This is a genomic window from Sporanaerobacter sp. PP17-6a (assembly GCF_900095615.1).
In the GTDB taxonomy this organism is placed as follows: Bacteria; Bacillota; Clostridia; order Tissierellales; family Acidilutibacteraceae; genus Acidilutibacter; species Acidilutibacter cellobiosedens.
In genome coordinates, this window is the sequence record NZ_FMIF01000007.1 from 1 (window position 1) to 20,116 (window position 20,116).

General features: G+C 34.0%; 22 protein-coding genes. 7 read left to right on the forward strand and 15 right to left on the reverse strand.

Annotated features, from left to right (window positions below):
* Positions 1-324 precede the first annotated feature (324 nt).
* On the forward strand, positions 325-900 hold the full coding sequence (locus PP176A_RS04305) for a TetR/AcrR family transcriptional regulator (protein ID WP_071139232.1): 576 nt from the start codon (positions 325-327) through the stop codon (positions 898-900).
* A 111-nt stretch (positions 901-1,011) separates the two neighbouring features.
* Here PP176A_RS04305 and PP176A_RS04310 read toward each other — a convergent pair whose 3' ends face one another.
* The 4 genes from PP176A_RS04310 to PP176A_RS04325 form a co-directional block, all read right to left on the reverse strand.
* Positions 1,012-1,626: a class I SAM-dependent methyltransferase gene (locus PP176A_RS04310; RefSeq protein ID WP_071139233.1), complete on the reverse strand. Its 615-nt coding sequence runs from the start codon at positions 1,624-1,626 to the stop codon at positions 1,012-1,014.
* A 66-nt stretch (positions 1,627-1,692) separates the two neighbouring features.
* Positions 1,693-2,313: a class I SAM-dependent methyltransferase gene (locus PP176A_RS04315; RefSeq protein ID WP_071139234.1), complete on the reverse strand. Its 621-nt coding sequence runs from the start codon at positions 2,311-2,313 to the stop codon at positions 1,693-1,695.
* A gap of 50 nt (positions 2,314-2,363) precedes the next feature.
* Positions 2,364-3,359, reverse strand: coding sequence for an alpha/beta fold hydrolase (locus tag PP176A_RS04320; RefSeq protein ID WP_200796015.1), 996 nt, complete (start codon positions 3,357-3,359; stop codon positions 2,364-2,366).
* Positions 3,341-4,261: a DUF4180 domain-containing protein gene (locus PP176A_RS04325; protein ID WP_071139235.1), complete on the reverse strand. Its 921-nt coding sequence runs from the start codon at positions 4,259-4,261 to the stop codon at positions 3,341-3,343. The genes PP176A_RS04320 and PP176A_RS04325 overlap by 19 nt, the downstream gene beginning before the upstream one ends.
* 431 nt (positions 4,262-4,692) lie before the next feature.
* On the opposite strand from PP176A_RS04325, the gene PP176A_RS04330 reads away from it, so the two are divergent.
* Together PP176A_RS04330 and PP176A_RS04335 are read left to right on the forward strand one after the other, a co-directional pair.
* Positions 4,693-5,328: a TetR family transcriptional regulator gene (locus PP176A_RS04330; protein WP_071139236.1), complete on the forward strand. Its 636-nt coding sequence runs from the start codon at positions 4,693-4,695 to the stop codon at positions 5,326-5,328.
* A gap of 85 nt (positions 5,329-5,413) precedes the next feature.
* Positions 5,414-6,031 carry a hypothetical protein gene (locus PP176A_RS04335; protein ID WP_159429033.1) on the forward strand — a complete coding sequence of 206 codons (618 nt, stop codon included), beginning with the start codon at positions 5,414-5,416 and terminating at the stop codon, positions 6,029-6,031.
* Here PP176A_RS04335 and PP176A_RS04340 read toward each other — a convergent pair.
* On the reverse strand, positions 6,017-6,205 hold the full coding sequence (locus tag PP176A_RS04340) for a hypothetical protein (RefSeq protein ID WP_071139238.1): 189 nt from the start codon (positions 6,203-6,205) through the stop codon (positions 6,017-6,019). The genes PP176A_RS04335 and PP176A_RS04340 overlap by 15 nt on opposite strands.
* Before the next feature lie 407 nt (positions 6,206-6,612).
* Between PP176A_RS04340 and PP176A_RS04345 the strand changes: the two genes are divergently transcribed.
* The 4 genes from PP176A_RS04345 to PP176A_RS04360 all read left to right on the forward strand — a co-directional run bounded on the left by PP176A_RS04345 (position 6,613) and on the right by PP176A_RS04360 (position 9,827).
* Positions 6,613-7,233, forward strand: a complete 621-nt coding sequence (locus tag PP176A_RS04345) for a TetR/AcrR family transcriptional regulator (protein ID WP_071139239.1) — start codon at positions 6,613-6,615, stop codon at positions 7,231-7,233.
* Positions 7,234-7,306: 73 nt separating this feature from the next.
* The gene (locus tag PP176A_RS04350) at positions 7,307-8,188 is read left to right on the forward strand and encodes an ABC transporter ATP-binding protein (RefSeq protein WP_071139240.1); all 882 of its coding nucleotides are present in this window, start codon (positions 7,307-7,309) and stop codon (positions 8,186-8,188) included.
* A gap of 5 nt (positions 8,189-8,193) precedes the next feature.
* A complete protein-coding gene (locus PP176A_RS04355) occupies positions 8,194-8,997 on the forward strand; it encodes an ABC transporter permease subunit (RefSeq protein ID WP_071139241.1) in 804 nt (267 codons plus the stop codon).
* 47 nt (positions 8,998-9,044) lie between these two features.
* Positions 9,045-9,827, forward strand: a complete 783-nt coding sequence (locus PP176A_RS04360; RefSeq protein WP_200796017.1) for an ABC transporter permease subunit — start codon at positions 9,045-9,047, stop codon at positions 9,825-9,827.
* A 275-nt stretch (positions 9,828-10,102) separates the two neighbouring features.
* Here PP176A_RS04360 and PP176A_RS16720 read toward each other — a convergent pair whose 3' ends face one another.
* From PP176A_RS16720 to PP176A_RS04400, 10 genes are all read right to left on the reverse strand, one after another.
* Complete coding sequence (locus tag PP176A_RS16720) at positions 10,103-10,381, reverse strand: PEP-utilizing enzyme (protein ID WP_320054951.1); 279 nt, start codon at positions 10,379-10,381, stop codon at positions 10,103-10,105.
* A 225-nt stretch (positions 10,382-10,606) separates the two neighbouring features.
* The gene (locus PP176A_RS16500; RefSeq protein WP_234958796.1) at positions 10,607-11,107 is read right to left on the reverse strand and encodes a hypothetical protein; all 501 of its coding nucleotides are present in this window, start codon (positions 11,105-11,107) and stop codon (positions 10,607-10,609) included.
* A 38-nt stretch (positions 11,108-11,145) separates the two neighbouring features.
* Entirely contained in the window at positions 11,146-12,141 is a 996-nt protein-coding gene (locus PP176A_RS16505) for a transposase (protein WP_234958800.1), read from the reverse strand.
* Positions 12,142-12,289: 148 nt separating this feature from the next.
* The gene (locus PP176A_RS04370; protein WP_071139243.1) at positions 12,290-13,207 is read right to left on the reverse strand and encodes a DUF7916 family protein; all 918 of its coding nucleotides are present in this window, start codon (positions 13,205-13,207) and stop codon (positions 12,290-12,292) included.
* Positions 13,208-13,549: 342 nt separating this feature from the next.
* Positions 13,550-14,290, reverse strand: coding sequence for a copper homeostasis protein CutC (locus tag PP176A_RS04375; protein ID WP_071139244.1), 741 nt, complete (start codon positions 14,288-14,290; stop codon positions 13,550-13,552).
* Between the two features lie 45 nt (positions 14,291-14,335).
* On the reverse strand, positions 14,336-15,799 hold the full coding sequence (locus PP176A_RS04380; protein ID WP_071139245.1) for a M81 family metallopeptidase: 1,464 nt from the start codon (positions 15,797-15,799) through the stop codon (positions 14,336-14,338).
* 116 nt (positions 15,800-15,915) lie between these two features.
* Positions 15,916-17,355: a PTS transporter subunit EIIC gene (locus PP176A_RS04385; protein ID WP_071139277.1), complete on the reverse strand. Its 1,440-nt coding sequence runs from the start codon at positions 17,353-17,355 to the stop codon at positions 15,916-15,918.
* A gap of 346 nt (positions 17,356-17,701) precedes the next feature.
* The gene (locus PP176A_RS04390; RefSeq protein ID WP_071139246.1) at positions 17,702-18,550 is read right to left on the reverse strand and encodes a PRD domain-containing protein; all 849 of its coding nucleotides are present in this window, start codon (positions 18,548-18,550) and stop codon (positions 17,702-17,704) included.
* A 17-nt stretch (positions 18,551-18,567) separates the two neighbouring features.
* On the reverse strand, positions 18,568-19,050 hold the full coding sequence (locus PP176A_RS04395; RefSeq protein ID WP_071139247.1) for a PTS sugar transporter subunit IIA: 483 nt from the start codon (positions 19,048-19,050) through the stop codon (positions 18,568-18,570).
* A 302-nt stretch (positions 19,051-19,352) separates the two neighbouring features.
* On the reverse strand, positions 19,353-20,114 hold the full coding sequence (locus PP176A_RS04400; RefSeq protein WP_071139248.1) for a transposase: 762 nt from the start codon (positions 20,112-20,114) through the stop codon (positions 19,353-19,355).
* Between the last annotated feature and the right edge of the window lie 2 nt (positions 20,115-20,116).

Sequence of the window (20,116 nt, forward strand, 5' to 3'; positions counted from 1 at the left end):
GAACAAGCTCTCCTTTGTTTATCGTAAAGTCAACGCCTCTAATTGCTTCAACTTTTACTTCGCCGCTTTGGTATACTTTGCGGACATTTTCGAATTCTACAAATGGCATGATTATTGTCTCCTTCTACTTAATTAATAAATTTCTATAGTGCCAAAAGAATCAAAAATGATTTATAAATTTTTAACTCGATTCAAAACTATAGTTGATTAATTGACACAAGTCTATTATAATAAGAAGTGTAATAAATAACAATAATCACATTAGTTTTGTAATGTCAATTAATCAACATTGTTTAAAATAAATGTTAATTAAGGAGAAAAATTATGGGTAACGAGAGTACAGACCGTCGTGTCCGAAAAACAAAAAAGCTGCTCCGCCAAGGTTTAACGGAACTGCTTGAAGAAAAAAGTGCGAAAGATATTACTGTCAGAGAGTTATCTGAGCGAGTCGATATTAACAGGGGAACCTTCTATTTACACTATAAAGATATATTCGATATGATTGAACAGATTGAAAAGGAAATGTTCAAGGATTTTCACAATGTATTAGCCAGACATCCATCAAAATCTTTAAACGGAAAACCACTGCCGATGCTTATTGATGTATTTCGTTTTGTCGCTGAAAACTCTGATATGTGCAGAGTACTTACAAGTAAAAATGGCGATATGGCATTTGTCAATAGACTAAAAGATTTGGTAAAACATCGATGCTTGAACGATTGGATGGAGATATTCAACACGGGAAAATCTCAAAACTTCGAGTATTTTTACTCCTTTATCGTATCCGGTTGCATTGGGCTTTTACAGAATTGGCTGGAAAATGAGCTGAAGGAATCCCCAGAACACATGGCTTCCTTGGCTGAACAGATGATTATGACTGGAATTAAAGTACTTGAATAAAACCTTTATGATTTCTAAACCACAATACATCATCGTATCAACGTGTCTTGAGGAGATAAAAAAGATAGCAGGGTAAAATCCATCATATCTCTATAATACCTTAAACGTGGCTTAAGTTTGTTTCCTTTTTTTACGTTCTAATTTTTTCGATAAATGCTGTTGTATTTTTTTCTTAATAGGTTTTTTATCGGAGCGTTTCTCCGCAACAAAAACAAAATAGCCATCTTTTTCAATAACTTTACACCCTCCAAACACAGATGTAATTTTGTTTTTATACCAGTCAAAACGTTTTGTAACCATAAGCAGTTTGCCGCCCAAGATTAATCGGGTGAAACTATTCTCAATAAAGTTTTTTGCTACGGAAAAGTCGGCATGATAAGGTGGATTGCTCAAAATAATGGTAAAATCATTTTCTCTTATATGTTCAAATCCATTGCTTCGCACTATATTTACCTTTCCCACCAAATTATATTCTGCATTCTTTTTAGCAAGCCTTATCGCTTCTTCCGATATATCACACATAACTACATTGTCTTCACCTATCATTTTTGCTGCTAAAATACCTACTACACCATATCCACATCCCAAATCCAGAACCTTATCAGTCGGGAAAAATTCCACCTCTGCAAGCATCGCTGACGTACCTTTATCAATTGCGGAAGGTGAAAACACCTTGTCGCTTGTATCAAATTGAAGACCGACTTCTTTTATAATTGTCTTAATCATTATCTTCCCACTCCCAAATCTATTGCTCACTTAATGGTTTGCAATCAAAAATTCCCGCAGTAAAAACTATTTTTTCGTTCTCATAATCGCGGCCTGAAAGTCAGTATTTCTGCCAACGTCCATTTGTTTAAATTCGATGATTTCAAATATACCCCTTAATATCTCTTTCAATTTATACTCGGAATAATAGGAGAAATAGCGTGGAACATCAGAAATTTCATTAATATAATTGATCTCTGTATCAATACCACCATATACACCCATATAGAACAAGCCGTTTTCATTTAAAACTGAATCAATTTCATTCAATACATGTGATAAATCCGGCTTCGGAACGTGCAGGAGACTATTCATAGACCAGATACAATCAAATTTTCTGTTTAAAGCGGCAATATCGTAGAAATCCCACTCATATGCTTCTACAGATTTTTTACGGCAGATATTAACCATTTCGCTTGACAGATCGACGGCGGTAACTCTTAATCCACATTTCATAAAAAACTGACTGTCTTCACCAGTCCCTGCCCCGATTTCCAGCAAAGACCGTTTATTTTCAGCCTTTATATAATTATTATAAAAATAATCCCTTTGATTTTTCTTCCAGTCCTCTTTTGAGTTAGCATTTCTTAATGACGCTTCGTGATTATAAAATTTTTGCAAATTCAATTTTATTAATTTCGTATGCATAAATAAACCTCCTGATTTTACAGTATTTATATTAATCGATTCTTCACTTATCATTTTTTATTTATTATATTAATTATTTCATCAGCAATAATTTCCGGATGGTATTGATGAATATAATGTTTTGAATCTTTTACTACAAACTGCCTACTGTTATTCGACCATTCCATCATTTTTTTCTGGCTGTCCAACCATTCTTTACTTACATTGCCAAAATCGCCACTGGTTATGATTGTCAACGGTATATCTTGAAGTTTCCCTGCGTTGACAACCTTTTTAGCATTTTCCTGGCTTTTTTTCATTTCATCAATAATATTTTCGTTATTTCCCTTAAGAAGGGTAGCAGTTTCATCCAATTTCTTCAGCTCCGAAGGCAAAAGCCTAAGCCCGTTACGTTGGGAATTTACATAATCCGCAAAACCATTTGTCTTATATAGTACTCTCGCTATGCCAAAATTTATCAGCTGTCTTTGAAAAGTACTGATAAAGGTAATCGGCTTTGTTTTGGCATAAAGCTCAGGATTTCCCCCATCGATCAAAACAATTCCTTTCACTTCGTTTTTATACAATTGGGAATACCTTATTATTTCAAGGGAAGCCAATGAATGGCCTACAAAAATATAGGGTGGTTTTTGCCCTGAAACAGTCAGAATCTCATGGATTTCATCAACTATTACATCAATTTCTCGTTTTTTGTCCGTAGTATCACTGTATCCATATCCAAATTTATCATAAACTATAAATTTTGCAAATTTCGATATGTTTCCATAAAGAGGATAAAAATCAACATAGGGATTCACCGTTCCCCAACCTGCAGCAAATACTACAGTTGCATCTCCACTACCTCCTTCATACAGATGCATCTTTTTATTTCCGACCTTATAAAGCGTACCCGGAGGTTTATATAATTTTTCATCTTTTTTAACGCTCATCATTTGATATATATATCCGGCGGTTAATGCTCCAACCAGTAAAACAAAAAAAACAATACCGATTCTTCTTATTATATTTATTTTTTTCATTCCTTTCATTACAAATCTAAAAGCCAATTTTCAGCTTCATTTTTGTCATTAAATGCCCTAAAGTTATCTCCTTTATTAGATTCGGATAAAAACTCCTTAAACTTTCCCCTAACTTTTTGACCGTCCGTAACAACAATTGTCACTTTTATGTTATAATTTATAAACTTTTGTAATACATCTCCTGCCAACCCTGTACTCAGCCTGAAAAAATCATCATCTAAAGCTTCCATATGGATCATTAACAGATTAGTATCGTGTTCAATGCAGGCAGCAATTAAATCCAATGCATTTTGTTCATTGTGGATTGGTGTTTTCGCTGAAGCACATTCAATATATTTTTTATCCTTTCTTTTAACAACAGCATAATTCATCGTGTTTATCTCCTCCTCGTTATGGTTACAAAAAAGTTCAGTGCGCAATCTTTTTATCCATTCCAACTCATTCTCGTAAGAAGAAATGATATTTTGATAAATCATATCCCATATAAATCCTTCTCTTGGAGTTCTGTTGGGAGAAAAGGCCTGTCTGCGTCTCATCTCCTGTTGTAATATAACTTGCATTTTAATTTCATCTTCATATTGAGATAACAAAGTATTCAATTCATCTGTACTGAGTTGATCCGCCCAAGCAAGTTGAATCAAAAAAGTTTTTTTAAATTCAGGAGGCTCTGGAGAAGAAAGCAGCCATTTTTTCAGTTCATCCAATCCTTCTTCAGTAATTGTATAAATTTTTTTTGAAGGAGAGCTTTCCTGATAACGAACTTCACTCGTAACAAGCCCTCCGTCAAGAAGCTCTATTAATGATTTGTATATTTGGTTATTGTTTCCGGACCAATACATAAATGATGAATCCCTTATAATTTTTTTTAATTCATACCCAGTAAAAGAATTATAACTTAAAATTCCTAAAATTGCATATTTAATTGACATATCTTATTCCCCCTTTTCCGAATAACATATGTTAATATTAACATATGTTATTCGGAAAATCAACTATAAAAGTCAAAATTTTTTTGTTATCTATACATGTGTTTTTATTCCCTTTACAAGGTTAAAATCAAAATTTGTATAACAAATATCTTTTTCTTCTTCTCTAATTAGCAATTTTATTTGATTACTCATAAGATGAAAAACATGTATTTTATATTCGTATATTCCCCTATATTTATTAATTATTTAAATTAATTTCTTATAATCTTCATTATCTTTAAATATTATCTGTCTGTTTATTTCTCTAAGCATCAATATATTTCTGTGCTGTTCTTTCTTGACTTTTTTTAATATAACTGACACTGTGTAAAATAATTATTGACACAGTGTCAGTTATATATTATTATTAGAGGCATGAGGAGATTATAAGTATGGAATTTATTAGGGCAAGAACACAAGAACAAATTATTAACAGGCAGGAAGAAATTATCCATGCATGTGATGTTCTGTTCAGTCAAAGCGGATACGACGGGGTAAACTTTAAGGCGATTTCCAAAATGACATCTTTCACCCGCCCATCAATTTACAATTATTATCAGACAAAAGATGAAATCCTATTGGATCTTCTTAAACGGGAAATGCTGCATTGGCAGGCTGATTTTTTAGATATTATGAATTCAACCAGTAGCATGACGAAGGAGCAGTACAGTATTTCTATAACCAAAAGTTTACAATCCCATGATAAGATGTTAAAATTGCTCTCCATTCTTTTTATATTCTTAGAAAAGAACAGTAGGGTTGAAAAAATAGCAGACTTTAAAAAGACAGTATTTCGCATCTTTGGAACGATCAATGAGAGTGTAAATAAATACTTTCCAAACGCCTCTAAAAAAGCAAAAGATACTTTTACATCTGTGCTTTTTCCATATATCCTTGGACTTCACCCAATGACATATTTATCAGAAAAGCAGCTTAGAGCAGTTCAACTGACAGGCATGAATTATACTGTACCTGATTTTCAGTATATGTGTTACCATGGAATTCTCCTATTGCTTTCCGATTTATAAAAATCGTAAAGCAAAAAGCTCTGAATACCAACGAATAAATTTATGCCAGGAAATATCAAACTAAATAAAAAATTTGAAAGATGATATGGCACTATTTTGGGGAGGAATAAAAGAAATGACTAAAAAAGAAAAAATAGCAAAAATCATACGAACCGTTACAGTACCGCCTGTGATGGTCTGCTTACTTCTAATCATTCTTTATTTTACAAAGGATGGGATCATCTCCGGACATACAGAATTGATAATATCTATTTTACTTTTGGGAATCGTTCCGTTACTCTCATATCCATTGTCTATGTTAATACCAGCCTGGAAAAGAAAAGGCCGTGAAGGGCAACGAAGCCTTGCTTTTATTTTAAATTTTGTCGGATATCTGGCAGCACTGGTTTACGGACTGGCAGCGCACGTAACCCGGGACATGATGTTGATCTATCTCACCTATTTCATCTCCGTTTTTGTCCTTATTATATTCAATAAACTCATAAAAATCCGTGCCAGCGGTCATTCCTGCTGTATTACAGGACCACTGGTTCTGATGGTTTACTTTATCGGATGGAAAAGCGTTCTGCCTTGTGCCGTACTATTTGTTTTCATTATATGGGCATCCTTGACATTGAAGAGGCACATGCCAAAGGATTTAGCATGGGGAGGAGTGACTGCTGTTATTGCTTTTGCCATTAGTATGCTTTTAACTGAGATATAATTCCGCCGCCACTTGCGTTTTCAGCAAAAAATGCGTTGCTCTATGTCCCTCTATCAGACCACTTTTATAAGCACCTTCCGCTTTTACCCTGCTATTCTTAAAATAATAAGTCAGCTTATTTTCAACTAATTCATAGACCTTCTGTCCATTTACATATAGTTTGTTTTTTAACATAATTACCTTAACTGCTCATTTCTTATTGACGGTAATCACCTGTTTTTAAACAGGTTTTGCCACGTTTTTCGCCACGTTATATTATTCAATTAGCTCATCACCTCGTAAGTCAGCCGGATATAAGAGTCTTCAAATATCTTACATTCATTTCAAGAATTTGAAACAGTTACTTTCAAAACTTTAGTAGTAGGTGTCGACATTACAAAGTATAACCAATGGGCAAAATTTGTTCACTGCCATGGCAATGAACATAATAAGCAATTAAACTCGCAATTTATAGTTACAAATTATAGTTACAAATTATAGTTACAAAAATATTTTTAAATATATATTGACCAAATCGGTTTATCATGCTATACTTTTATAAACCGATTCGGTTAATATCATTTGTTTTGTGAGGTGATTTTTTGGAGAAATTCTTAAATCTGCCTGTAGAAAAACAGAATACAATTATCGACGCTGCCCTTACATCCTTTGGCACAAATGGCTATAAAAAAACATCGGCAAGAGATATAGCCTCTGCCGCCGGAATTTCAAAGGCGATGATATTTCATTACTTCGGAACTAAAAAATCATTATATCTTTATTTAATTAATCTATGCGGCAATATTTTTAAGAACGAAATGAATGAAAGGTTCGATAATAGTATTACTGATTTCTTTGACAGAATTGTTCTCGCTACTCGTATTGAAATTTCAATTATGAAAAAACATCCTGCAATTTTTTCATTTTTAACCAGTGCATATTTCGAAAGCGATAGTGAAGTAAAAGTTGATAAAGATGCTATTTTTTCAAGCAGTGAAGGTAAAAATTTCAGAAGCAAGATTGCTTTCAAAGGTATGGATGCTTCGAAATTTAAAGATGATGTCGACCCGAAACTTGTAATGAAAATGCTTACGTTGTTTGGTTATGGATGTATAAATATGGCATCGAGCAAAGTCAGCGTAAATCTTGATTCATTATGCAAAGAATTTGAGGAATGCATTAATTTACTTAAAAATAATTTATACAAAAAAGAATATTTATGATCGATGCAAATAAAATATCTGAATATTAATTTATTAGGAATTTTTTTAAATGAAAATACAGGAGGACATTTATATGAGTGTTATCGAAACTAAAAATCTTACAAAAAGTTACGGTAAATCAAGAGGCATCATCGATGTAAATCTGAATATTGAAGATGGAGAGGTTTTTGGGTTCATCGGACCTAACGGAGCAGGAAAATCGACAACTATCCGCACGTTGCTTGGGCTTATATATCCTACAAGCGGCAGTGCAACCATATTCGGAAAAAACTGCATCGATCACCCTGAAATCAGAAAAGAAATCGGATATCTACCTTCGGAAGTCTTTTATTACGACAATATGAAAGTTTATGACTTGCTCAAATATTCCGCCAGTTTCTATAAAAAAGACTGTACAAAGCGTATAAACGAACTTGCAGAAATAATGAACCTGGATTTAAAAAAGAAGATTGACGACCTTTCCTTCGGAAATAAGAAAAAAGTAGGCATCGTACAGGGATTACTGCACGAACCGAAGCTTATCATACTCGATGAACCCACAAGCGGCCTTGATCCGCTGATGCAGCAAAGATTCTTCGAACTCATAGACCAGGAAAACAAAAAAGGTGCAACCGTATTTTTTTCCTCACATATTTTAGGCGAAGTTCAAAAAATGTGCAATAGAGTAGCTTTCATCAAAGAAGGCAAAATTATCAAGCTTGAAAAGATGAGTACTCTTCAAGAAAACAGTTATAAAAGGATTAGTATAGAGGCTAAATCTAATATTCCCAAAGGAATTTTCAATATAAACGGCGTGAACGACTTAAAAATCAAAGATAATACGGCCAGCTTTATATTCAGAGGAAACATTAATTCCATTATTAAAAGCATTAGCCAGATTGAACTTAGCAACATATCTATTGACGAGCCTGATTTAGAGGAAATTTTCATGCATTATTATGCAAAGGAGGATTGAACAATATGAATATGTATTTGCACGAGCTTAAGTCTATGAGAAAGTCAGCTATTATATGGACATGCGCCTTAATAGGGCTGGCGGCATTATATATTTCAATCTATCCTGAAATGGCAAATGATGCGGAAGATTTTAAGGAACTGCTTAGCGGTTACCCGGCCACCGTCAGGTCAATGCTTGGAATCGACATCAACTACATTACATCATTTTTAGGATTTTACTCTATGGTATTTTCCTTTATCACGCTTTGTGGAGCTATACAGGCCATGAATCTCGGCGTTTCCATACTTTCAAAGGAGTCACGGGAAAGAACAGCGGACTTTCTGCTTGTTAAACCTGTTTCACGTTCGGCTATCGTAAGTGCAAAGCTCCTTGCGGCTCTAACAATAATGCTTGCCACTGATGCCGTATTTTATGCCGCATTGTACATCATGGTCAATGTTGTTGAAATAGTGAATTACAGTGTAAAGCTGTTCTTCATGGTTAACCTTACATTGCTTTTTGTCCAGCTTATTTTTCTGTCCATCGGTATGGTTATTTCGGTATTCTTTAAAAAGATTAAAAACGTACTCCCGATTTCACTTGGCACTGTTTTTGGATTTTACATTGTAGGCGCATTGATTGCTACAGATAAAGGCAACGACATAGAACGTTTTATATCACCCTTTAAATACTTTGACAGTACTTATATCATTAAAAACTCAGAATATGAAGTACCATATCTTATTGCCGGTACAGCTATTATAATCGTCGCAATAATTGTATCCTATATCATTTATACAAAAAAAGATATTAATGCCGTAAGCTAAAGATGCTTCCGGATTGAATCAAGGGAGGTTTTATTACGAATATTTTCTTGAGGGAATTAAAAGCTAATCGAAAAGCTATTATCATATGGAGTGTCTGTATGTTTCTGCTGGTTGTAAGCGGCATGAGCAAGTATACGGCTTATTCCTCCAGCGGAACTAACAATGAAGTCTTCAACAAAATGCCGCATACAATGAAAGCAATACTCGGAATCGGATCATTTGATGTTACGACCATAAGCGGTTTCTTTGCTCTCATGTTTCTTTACATTGAGCTTACGGCTGCCATCCATGCCGCACTTTTAGGAAGCGGCATAATTGCAAAAGAAGAACGCGATAAAACTGCTGAGTTTCTGATGGTAAAACCCGTGTCACGAACTACTATCGTTACTTCAAAGCTCCTCGCAGCCTTAGTGAACGTCTTAATTCTTAACCTTGTTGCACTATTTTCATCGATAATTATGGTTAGTTCTTACAACAAGGGAAGTGATATTTCCGGTGAAGTAACAATGTTTCTATTGAGTATGTTTATAGTTCAACTGATTTTTATGTCCCTTGGGGCTTTGCTCTCAGCATTAATGAAAAATCCAAAGACTTCAGGTTCCCTTGCCACGGGAATAATGCTCGGTGGATATGTCATATATATAATTACGGATTTGACGGATCGTCTAAACGCTCTGAAAGTACTGTCACCTTTTAAATATTTCAGCTATGAAGACATCATAAAGGGAAAGGGCTTAAGCTCCAGCGCTGTTATCCTTTCAATTTTGCTCGTAGCCGTTTTCTTTGCTTTAACATATTTCTTCTATCGAAGAAGAGATTTAAAAGTATAATTTATCATTTTATGGTAACCAGTGATTAAACTTATATTTAAAAGCAGCCGGAAATATTTTTCGTTTTCCGGTTGCTTTTAGTTGCTTATATTATTTGATATGGCAGCTTATCTTAAACAGAAGTATCCGTCCGCATATCATCTTGAATATTCACAAAAAGTTTGTTTATCATTAATTGACCATCCTTAGCAGAGATGCTACATGGTTAATATATATCTTCAATTAGAGTAAAATAAAGCTTCTTTATACAAAAGGAGTAAAAAATATCTTCTCCATTATAGGATTTCTACATACCCTTCTGTTCCATGCACGCGAATTCGTTGCCCATCTTTTATCAGTTTATTAATATTTTCTACTCCGACAACTGCTGGTAAGCCATATTCACGTGCAATAACTGCTCCATGAGTCATCAGTCCACCAACTTCGGTAACTAAGCCTTTTATGGATACAAATAATGGTGTCCAACTAGGGTCAGTAAAGGAGGTGACTAATATATCTCCATCCTCTAAATCAGCATCTTCCAGGTTTAAAATGACACGTGCTCGTCCCTCTATTACCCCGGAAGAACAGGTAGCCCTACAATAGCGCCCGCCGGGAGATTTTCTCGTTTGTACTCTCCGGCAATGATTTCACCATCAGACGTGATAACGCGTGGGGGAGTTAGTTTTTTATATAATTTGTACTCTTCTTTTCGTTTGGTGATGATCCGGTAATCCAGTTTATTTGTGCATACGACTTCGCGGAATTCTTCAAAAGTAAGATAATATATATCTTCTCTTTTATAAATAACGCCTAATCATGCCGTATTTTGGATATTCACGATAACCGATGAAATTCCTGATTAGGCTGATCATTCGTTTTGTCTTCTTAGCTTTTTCTTCACCATCCGGCAATTGCTTCAATCGATCTAATAACTCTTGTTCTTTTTTCAAAGCTTCCTTTTGCCCTTGCTCAAATTTCCGTTTGCCGGTATTAGGCTCAAAGTTTTTGATATTACTGAGAATCATTGGGACAAGTGTAGTTGGTTTTTCACCTTTGGTTTTCTGTCCGCCATCAAACTTAACCAGTTTAGCCAAAAAGTTATCATCTTTTACATGTCGCAAATAATCAATTACTTCCGGATAAGGACGAATCACATCTGCGACATCCAATAGTGCCAGACCCATTTCCGAAGTAATATTGTTTGATACAGATTGAGAAAGCGTATCTGCTGCATTTTCTTCACCTAACCACTTATTTATTTTTTCATTGATCCATAATGAAGCATTTATAGCAGCCATAAACACACGCGAACTTTGTGGGTCAAATAAAATCTTCCTTAACTCCTGAATATCTTCCAGAATAAAATCAAATAAATCCGATCCTGATTTCGTTTGGATGTTTGGCTTTTCTTAATCAAATCAGAAACGATTGCCGGATCGTTTTCGATTTGTGATTGAATATCCGAAGACGATATCCCGTTATTACCTTGGCTGAGACTCTTTTTTTGCTTATAATTCGGCATCAGTTTTATAAAATTCCGCTCAATTATGGTCATGAGTGCATCTTTCATCAGCGGATCATGCTGTCCCATGGCATCCAATAAAGTTTCTCTGCTGTCAGGTGAAGCCAGATTATGTGTGATATCAACAAACAACCTTCCACCAGCCTTACGCATGGATGCACGAGTCGTCAACAGGAAAAAAGACAATCCCAACGGTTTCATGGGGTCGGTCATCATTTGTTGGTGACCGACAGATATGTAAACGTGATTTTCTTGATCTTTTGTTTCAGGGATTAGGTATAAAGTAGTAATTGGCCTACTCTGGACAATATAAAATGCAAACTTCGTATCACAAATGCCTTTCTTTCCTAAGTACTCATTATAGCTACTCCATGGGTATTTTGCTATATCATTCTCAATCCCCACTTTAACTGGATTTTGATATATATACCGCAATACTGTTAAAAAATATTTATCATTTTCTACTACTTCACTTTTATATCTATCTTGAAATAAATGTCCGCTTCTTTCATATTTACAATTATACCAATATACATATTTAGTACCTATTCTTCGAAATACTATTCCTAATTCCTCTTTTTCTTCCTTTATCAACAGATGTATATAGTTGTCCATAAGACAATAAGCATATATTTCATACCCACATACTTCTTTATATTCTCTAATCGTTTGAACTAACTTTTCATAGTCTTCATTATCTTGAAATATTATTTGTCCATTTATTCCTCTAAGCATTGCATGATATATTTCTGTACTACTTTTTTTCTTGCTTTTCTTGGCATAAAAATCACCTCTAACTAAGTTTATCACACACTAGAAGTTATTACAACACAAAAGAACCGTCCCCTTGTGCTCTCTATATTTCTAAGTTATGTGTCTTGTATAGCGACTATCATGAAGTTTTCATGGTACAAAAAGGCATCCCTGAAGCAGGAATGCCTAAGTATAATTATAATTATTATCTGTTAATAGACCATGCCATCCTTAAATAAGTATGACGAATCCCTCTAATAGCTGTGCTATATGTTTTGATATTTTCAGGTAGTGCCATACCTAGGTAACCGGAGTCTCCAATATGATGGATATCAGTTCCTGCCATTTTGCACATTAAAGCAATCTCCCTAATTGTCTCTGGATCCGCACCTTCCTGTGAAGTTCCTATGGAAGTTAAGGTTGCTACACCAAGTTTATGTGCATAAGCAATAAGTTTTTTAGCAATATCAAGGGTTATTCCTGGTACAGTACCAGGGGCAGGAATAAGGATTACATCAGCACCGGACTTTACGAATTCTTCAATATCATTTTTACTTATAATGTTATCTCCTGCTTCAGAGAGGATACATGCAGCGTGCATTTTACCAGCACAGAGGACTATGTCATCACCAACAACAGCGCTAATTTCTTTTAAAGCTTTAGCAATCTGTGCATTTCCAACACCGATCCCTGGGTTACCGGTTATAAGTATAAACTTTATACCTAGGTCCCTTGCTTTTATAGCGTTTTCTGTAGTAGCTTTTCTACCTTTATTAAATTTTAATTCGGGCAATTCAAGTCCAATGCTTTCAGATACAGGTTCTAAGTTTATTCCTAATGGTCTGCCTACAAGACGTTTAAGTTCTTCAACTGCTTCTGGACCCTGTTCTATTGGGATGCCTTTAATTAAAGGTTTATTTACATCAAGCATGTTTAATAATATAATATCTGCGCCCATAGCTGCAGCTAATTCTGCATCAGAGATTTGGTAAAGAGTTGGGTTGAGATGAGGGATAATTTCACTCATTAGAACCCTGCCTTCACTCGCAACAATAGAATTAAGAAGGTCCTTTTTACTTATGTTTTTAAAATCTGAGGCTGCCAAGTCTAAAAACCTTTTCATATTTTATCTCCTCCTCATGTATTTTGCTTAAGTTTGTACCCTAATTGTTAATAGCTAATCCCAGCTGTTTTTTATTTCGTTTGCGGTGGAACCACACAAGAATATTTACTCAGGTATCTCTTTTCCCTGGTTATCTAATGGGCTGCTTTCGATCAGGTAACGGCGAACATGAGCTCAGCATAGATTCTCTTTATGTCGTCTATATTTCCATATCCAATTCAGCATTCGTTCCTAGTTCCTAGATACCCATGAAATCCTTCCAATAGTTTCTGGGCAACCTTATCGCTTTGAGAAGATGAATAATAGAAATAGGATGCCGTGATATTCTCCGATACCCCGCTCCTAAAGTGAGTTTACCAATTTTTTAACAAGTTTTATATCGACCACATCGTAATCCATTGTATGCGGATCTGAAAGATATGAATAACTTACATTATTCCTTATAGTTGTTGGATCAGTGCGATAATTTTTGCATGAAGAGTGAACTTGACAAATTCCTGTTTTGGCTATTATTTCTTTGGCATTATCTGCATTGATTCCACTTCCTGCTAAGATTTGAATCCGCTTTCCAAATTTCATCTGTAATAACCGAATCAGTTCAGTTCCTTCCATCGCTTTTGCCTCTTGCCCACTGGTTAAAACGCGGTCCACATTGCAAGAAATCAATTCTTCCATAGTCTTTAGTGGATTCGGGCAGACATCAAAAGCTCGATGAAAAACAGCCTCCTTTTGACATCCGTGAATCAAATCAGCCATTATTTTTGTCTTTTCAAGATCTACATTATTATCGGCTTTTAAAAATCCAAATGCAATGCCATCCGCACCATTCTCTAAAAAGATCTTTGCATCTTCCATCATAATCATTGCATCTGAATCGTCATAACAAAATCCAGCAGCACGTGGGCGAACCATACATACCACATTTAATTTTGTCTCTCTCTTTACATGAATTAAAGTTGCCAAACTCGGGGTCAATCCTCCAACACTTAATGCACTGTTAAGCTCAACGCGATTGGCCCCTCCTTTATAAGCCGATAAACAGTCTTGATAACTACCTGCACATACTTCAACAATTTTCTTCATAAAACATCCCAGCTTTATTATATTTAAGGATATCCTTAATGAAAATTAATCAATATATTTTAAATCTTCAAATTCGTCCATAGGCCACATTGGTCTATAAATGCGTTTGAAAGGAATCCTTTCCGACCTTTGCACTGTTGGGCCATCAGTCAACGCCATAATATGATATGCAGTCTCAGGCACTAAATACGTATCAAGATATCCCATTTTAACAACTGCAATATCATAGTCATGAAATTCTAATCCGGCTTTATGGAATTGATCCATATTACCATATTGTATATTCTTATTTAGAATTATTACGTCAATAAAGGAATTATCAATATTTACTGTATATGCTTTACCTACAACATATGAACTACATAACCCATACATTTCTTCACCTATTTGTTTCAACGTTCCTTCAATATGAACCGGAGTTGACAATTCATCTTCTCCTACTCCTAAATCAATTGAAACATGGTCTCCTATTTTATATAGATTCATTTTACTATATGCTATCGGATCATTAATTCCTGCAACAAGTATTTTTTTCCCACATAAATCGGATTTTAATAATTCTCTTAAGATAACTGTATTCTGGCCGGCTCCACCTGCTCCACAGTTATCTCCTGAATCAGTAATAACTGCTGTTTTCCCTGCAAAATTGATTGCTCTTTTTACAGATTCGACAGGTTCATCAAAATTTCCGCTAAATTTAAATTCTTGTCTATGTGCCCAGGCATATTCTGAAATCTTGTCTGCAATTTTTTCGCAATATTGGATATCCTGTGGCGTATTCGGTACAACTACAACCGCCGCGCCTAATTTATCGTCATCATGACGAATATATCCTACATGATAGGAATCCGAGAAAACTCTGGAATCTTTTTCAGCTTCATCCAACATTGCATTTATAGTCAGCATAGGTTCCTGTGCTGAAACACTTCTTTCTCCCCCAACCATAATTGGTAATTTTCGAATAATCGGCTTCATTTCTCTTCTATTTTCTAAAAGATTAATAAATTTTTCAGCAACTAATCTTTCTGTATCTACCTGATCCGAATGTGGAGATTCTCTATAACAACGAACTAAATTAACATTTCTCGCCAATTTTTCGGTTATATTTCCATGCGGATCCATTACTACCGCAATTGGCATGTATTTACCCACGACCTCTCTGATTTTCTTAATAAGATAATGCTCTCCGGAAACTTCATCAAGATTCTTTATCCCGCTTGCACCATGAAGTTGAAGATACATTCCATCTATTTCATTAATATTATCCCTAATTGTATTTATAATTTTATTTACAATAAAATCAAAGGCTTCACGCTTAATCATCCCACTTGGATTAAGACCTGCAAAAATTGCAGGAACTAGCTCAATATTTTTTTTCTCAAAAACATCTTTAATATGCATTGCTTTTATGCAATCGTCTCCATACAATAGCAAAAATTCATCTAAATCTACGACATGGGAGATATGTTCATTACATTCCGATGTAATATGTGCTACTAATACTTTCATATTTATTTGTATGATATCTATAGAAGCTAAATATCATATTCTCCTTTCTTTTTAGATTTATTTCCTGTGGTTCAATGTAGCTTATTTACTTTATCTGATTCTGCAACGTCACTTAATTAAACAGACAATGTATCTTTATTTTCTTTCACTTGTTTTCCAGACTTTTCTGTAAAACCAAATACTAATCCTAAAATAAAACTAACTGAAAATGCTATAACACAAGCAATGATTGCAGGGACTAAACTTGAACCATCTCCACCTGCACATACCGTAAAGAATAAAAAATTTCCTGTTCCTATGGTATATGCTTTTACATTTAGTATTGAAGCAATAATACCACCTATAAAACCACCAATGAACAACCATGCCATAGCTTTTTTGAAGCGGAAAATACATCCGAAAATTGTTGGCTCACTGACTCCTCCTAAAATTAAAGTAATTGCATTAGATGTATTCATTGCTCTTTCTTCCTTTTTTGATCGAATAGCGTAGGCAATAGCTACTCCTATTAAAGCATATGTGGCAACAATGGCACTCAACCAAAATAGGTTGTCATATCCATAATTTGCAAACTGATTCAATATAACCGGTACTAAAGCCTTATCCATTCCTAAACCAACAAGCACATACCATAATCCACCAATTAATCCTACTGCTAACGGCCCAACTGTTGAAACAAGCCAGTTAGCAAACATTGCAATCAGAATACCACAATAGCTTCCAATAGGACCTAATAAACATAGTGTTATGGGAAGCATAATAAGAACTGTACATAAAGGAACAACAGCTATTTTAACAGACTTCGGACAAATTTTATCTATATATTTATACACGTAAGATAAAATCCAAACCATTAAAATACTAGGTAATAATTGATTTGAATATTTAACTAAAGTCATTGGTATACCAAAAACTGTAAATTTAGTACCTTCTGTAACTAGTCCAACCAATGTTGGATGAACCAATACGGTGCTTAAAAATAAAGCAATTGGAATACTTGTATTAAATCTTTTTGCTGCTGTCCAAGCGACAAAAACCGGGAAATAATAAAACCCAGCATCTCCTACAAAATTTAATAAAGTTAAAACGTCACTCTCTGCTGAAAAAAGATTCAATAAATTTGGTCCTAAAATTGTAGCAAGCATTTTTATAATTCCAGCGCCAACAAAAATTGGAAAAATAGGAAATACACATTCCGAAATTGTACCTATAATAACTGTGTTAAAAAGATACTTGAATGAGAACTTTTTCTTTTCTTTTAAAGCGGGATCAATATTTTCTTTAATTGTATCTTCCTTTTTAAATCCCTCAAGTTTGCAAATTGTTTCATATACATCGCCAACTTCTTGCCCGACTATAATTTGTAATTGATCGCCAACCCATTGGCATCCAATTACACCCGGTATCTTTTCAATTTCATTACTATTTACTAATCCTTTGTCTTTTAAATTAAATCTTAATCTAGTTACACAATGTGTAAAAAAGCTAATGTTATCTTTACCTCCAATACTTTTGACGATTTCAGATGACATTATTGAATAATCTTTCTTTTTCATATTTCCTCTCGTATGATATTTATAGAAGTTAAATATCATACTCTCCTCTCTTTTTAGATTTGTGATTTATAATGCATTTCAGATACTGTGGACATTTATAAGCTGGATATGCCTGGTCTTATGCTCATGAGCATTTATTCCAATCAAGTCTATGATGATAAATCCAAATGGTATTGCCAAACTCAACACCTTTGTTAAACAGAGCCTAAATTTAAAAAAGACTACGATTAGAGTTGACTTTTCATGGCTGACCACCTTATAGTTTTATATGCAAACGATGTTGCGCGCAATTACATCGTATTTGCTAAAATAAAAACCTCAACATCAAAAAGAAAATTATCCCTTTTTATGTTGAGGTCAAGCCCTGTCGGTAACAATCCTCACGTACACATAATCTATTAATGTGTATCATCAAATATAGTAATTCTTCATCATTTAATCTAAAATCTAGCATCTTGCACAAATAATCTCGAATTCTTATCGTACAATCATATATATCTGTATCTGTAAATTTATTCTTTAACATTTTGTATATTTGTTCGTTATCACTCTTCATCTGTTCATTTGTTCTTGAGAATAAATAATGCAAATGTGATACAAATCTAAAATAATTAAATGACGACCTATCTATCTTAATATTAAGCTCATCTTCAATTAGCTTAGTACAATTAGCAATAATCTTTTCTTCATTCTTTTCATCAATAGGATTATTTGTAATTCCATAATTTACTAAATGTAGTGTAATGCTCACTGCTTCCTCACTCAGAAGATTAACATTTAATTCGTTTGAAATTAATTTAACAGCATCTATACCTATTTCTGTTTCTTTTGGATACAAGTGCCTTATTTCATATATCAATGGCAACTTAATACTAATGTTGTTTTGCCTTCTTTGTATTGCATAATTGATGTGATCAGCCAACGATAAGACAACGTTAGACTTATAGCTTGTATTAAGTTTAATATTTGCCATATCAATAATCTTACTTGACACCTCTAGCACATTTTCAGGTAATGATGCAATTACGTCTAAATAATTCTTATTAACATTATAGAATGTCCTTTCTATCTTAGATAAGGGAACTTCTTCATTAGCTTTTAGAAAGCCAACTCCCTTTCCAAAGATTACTACCTCTCTATTTTTACTGTCTTTACAAAGGGAAACGTTATTATTTATGTTGCGAACAATTTTCATAAATTTTCTCCCCATTTTTATTGTTTTTTTTCTAATTTAATTATTATATCATTTAAGCTTACTTTCTGATTTGACTTCAATATATTTAAACTATATTCATCACCATTAGTTAAAATCATGGGCGTTGTTAGATCAATTTTTTTCGAATTCATAAATTTTAAATTAACTTCTAATAATTTTGTGCCTCGCTTCACTTTATCACCAGCTTTAACAAAAACACTAAATCCCTCACCATTCAAATTAACTGTATCAAAGCCAAGATGAATTAACAATTCGCTTCCATTTTTTGTTTTTAGTCCAATTGCATGTTTTGTTTCCGCTACCATTACTACTTCTGCATCACATGGTGAATATATTTTCCCGTCGGATAATAAAAAAGCAACACCGTCTCCTAATAGTTTTTTAGCAAATAGTTTATCATTAACTCTTGTAATAGAAATAACTTCTCCATTTGCTATCGAATACAACTCTTCATTTTTCTTTTTAATCAAATTAAGCATATTTCTGTCACTCCTAATAAAAAAACTCTTCGAAGTCTTGATTTTATAATCAGTATTTACTAATTATAAGGTCAAGCCTCCGAAGAGTAACAATCCTTACTTAATCTATTATAAAGGATATCACAATAAACAAAAAAATGCAACAATTTAAAATAATCTTTTATAAGAATTTATTTTCTTAAATTCATTTCTGATAATCGAAAGGAAAGATACTAAAATGAAGATCCCCCGCTGCTTTATGGGGTGACAAGGGTGGTGACAAGGGAAAAGGGTGGTGACAAGGGGACGGGGGTATTGACGCATTATGCTCTTTGGATAATTCCTCTACCAATCCCAGTCAACCTCTCAATTTGTCTAATTGACAAGCCATAACTTTCTTTCAGGTCTTTCAAATATAGATTTCTTTTATTTGCAGTAAACTTTTGCAAATCGTGTGCATGGTCAATATGACAATGATCCTTTATTATTTTTTTAGCTTCTTCATCCGTTAACTGCCGTTTCTCCAGCATATCCAGACATTTATCATCATTCGCTTTATTTATATATTCAATAAAACTTCTTACTGCTTCTTTTCTATTTGTACTAAAAATATCAAGAGCAAAGTCGGTATCGGTTTTATTATTTCCTTCAATGTAGTCAATATAATTAGTCCAGGTATAATCTTCAATTTTAGTTACTATTCCAGCTTTTACAGGATTCTGAAGTATATACCTAAGTACGCTTAGAAAATATGCATCATCTTCTACAGGCTCACTTTTAAATCGGTCCTGAAACAAATACCCTGCCCTATCATATTTTTTGTTATACCATAAAACGTAACTACTACATATCCTCCGCATCACATTTCCTAGAGGTTCTGTGTCTTCCATTAACAGCAAGTGGAGATGATTGCCCATCAAACAATAAGCGTATAATCTATATTTACAAATATTCCTATATCTTTGCAATGTTTGAATAAACTTAATGCAATCTTCATTCTCTTCAAACAGAATTTGACGGTTGATTCCCCTCATAATAATATGGTATATTCCACTCTTACTTTTTCTCCTTGCCACTCTTGGCACAA

What these genes read in the sequence shown, in the direction of transcription:
- PP176A_RS04305 (WP_071139232.1), top strand. Translation starts at nt 325, where the DNA reads ATGGGTAACGAGAGTACAGACCGTCGTGTCCGAAAAACAAAAAAGCTG.
- PP176A_RS04310 (WP_071139233.1), bottom strand. Translation starts at nt 1,626, where the DNA reads ATGATTAAGACAATTATAAAAGAAGTCGGTCTTCAATTTGATACAAGC.
- PP176A_RS04315 (WP_071139234.1), bottom strand. Translation starts at nt 2,313, where the DNA reads ATGCATACGAAATTAATAAAATTGAATTTGCAAAAATTTTATAATCAC.
- PP176A_RS04325 (WP_071139235.1), bottom strand. Translation starts at nt 4,261, where the DNA reads ATGTCAATTAAATATGCAATTTTAGGAATTTTAAGTTATAATTCTTTT.
- PP176A_RS04330 (WP_071139236.1), top strand. Translation starts at nt 4,693, where the DNA reads ATGGAATTTATTAGGGCAAGAACACAAGAACAAATTATTAACAGGCAG.
- PP176A_RS04335 (WP_159429033.1), top strand. Translation starts at nt 5,414, where the DNA reads ATGGCACTATTTTGGGGAGGAATAAAAGAAATGACTAAAAAAGAAAAA.
- PP176A_RS04340 (WP_071139238.1), bottom strand. Translation starts at nt 6,205, where the DNA reads ATGTTAAAAAACAAACTATATGTAAATGGACAGAAGGTCTATGAATTA.
- PP176A_RS04350 (WP_071139240.1), top strand. Translation starts at nt 7,307, where the DNA reads ATGAGTGTTATCGAAACTAAAAATCTTACAAAAAGTTACGGTAAATCA.
- PP176A_RS04355 (WP_071139241.1), top strand. Translation starts at nt 8,194, where the DNA reads ATGAATATGTATTTGCACGAGCTTAAGTCTATGAGAAAGTCAGCTATT.
- PP176A_RS16500 (WP_234958796.1), bottom strand. Translation starts at nt 11,107, where the DNA reads ATGGCTGCTATAAATGCTTCATTATGGATCAATGAAAAAATAAATAAG.
- PP176A_RS04370 (WP_071139243.1), bottom strand. Translation starts at nt 13,207, where the DNA reads ATGAAAAGGTTTTTAGACTTGGCAGCCTCAGATTTTAAAAACATAAGT.
- PP176A_RS04375 (WP_071139244.1), bottom strand. Translation starts at nt 14,290, where the DNA reads ATGAAGAAAATTGTTGAAGTATGTGCAGGTAGTTATCAAGACTGTTTA.
- PP176A_RS04380 (WP_071139245.1), bottom strand. Translation starts at nt 15,799, where the DNA reads ATGAAAGTATTAGTAGCACATATTACATCGGAATGTAATGAACATATC.
- PP176A_RS04385 (WP_071139277.1), bottom strand. Translation starts at nt 17,355, where the DNA reads ATGAAAAAGAAAGATTATTCAATAATGTCATCTGAAATCGTCAAAAGT.
- PP176A_RS04390 (WP_071139246.1), bottom strand. Translation starts at nt 18,550, where the DNA reads ATGAAAATTGTTCGCAACATAAATAATAACGTTTCCCTTTGTAAAGAC.
- PP176A_RS04395 (WP_071139247.1), bottom strand. Translation starts at nt 19,050, where the DNA reads ATGCTTAATTTGATTAAAAAGAAAAATGAAGAGTTGTATTCGATAGCA.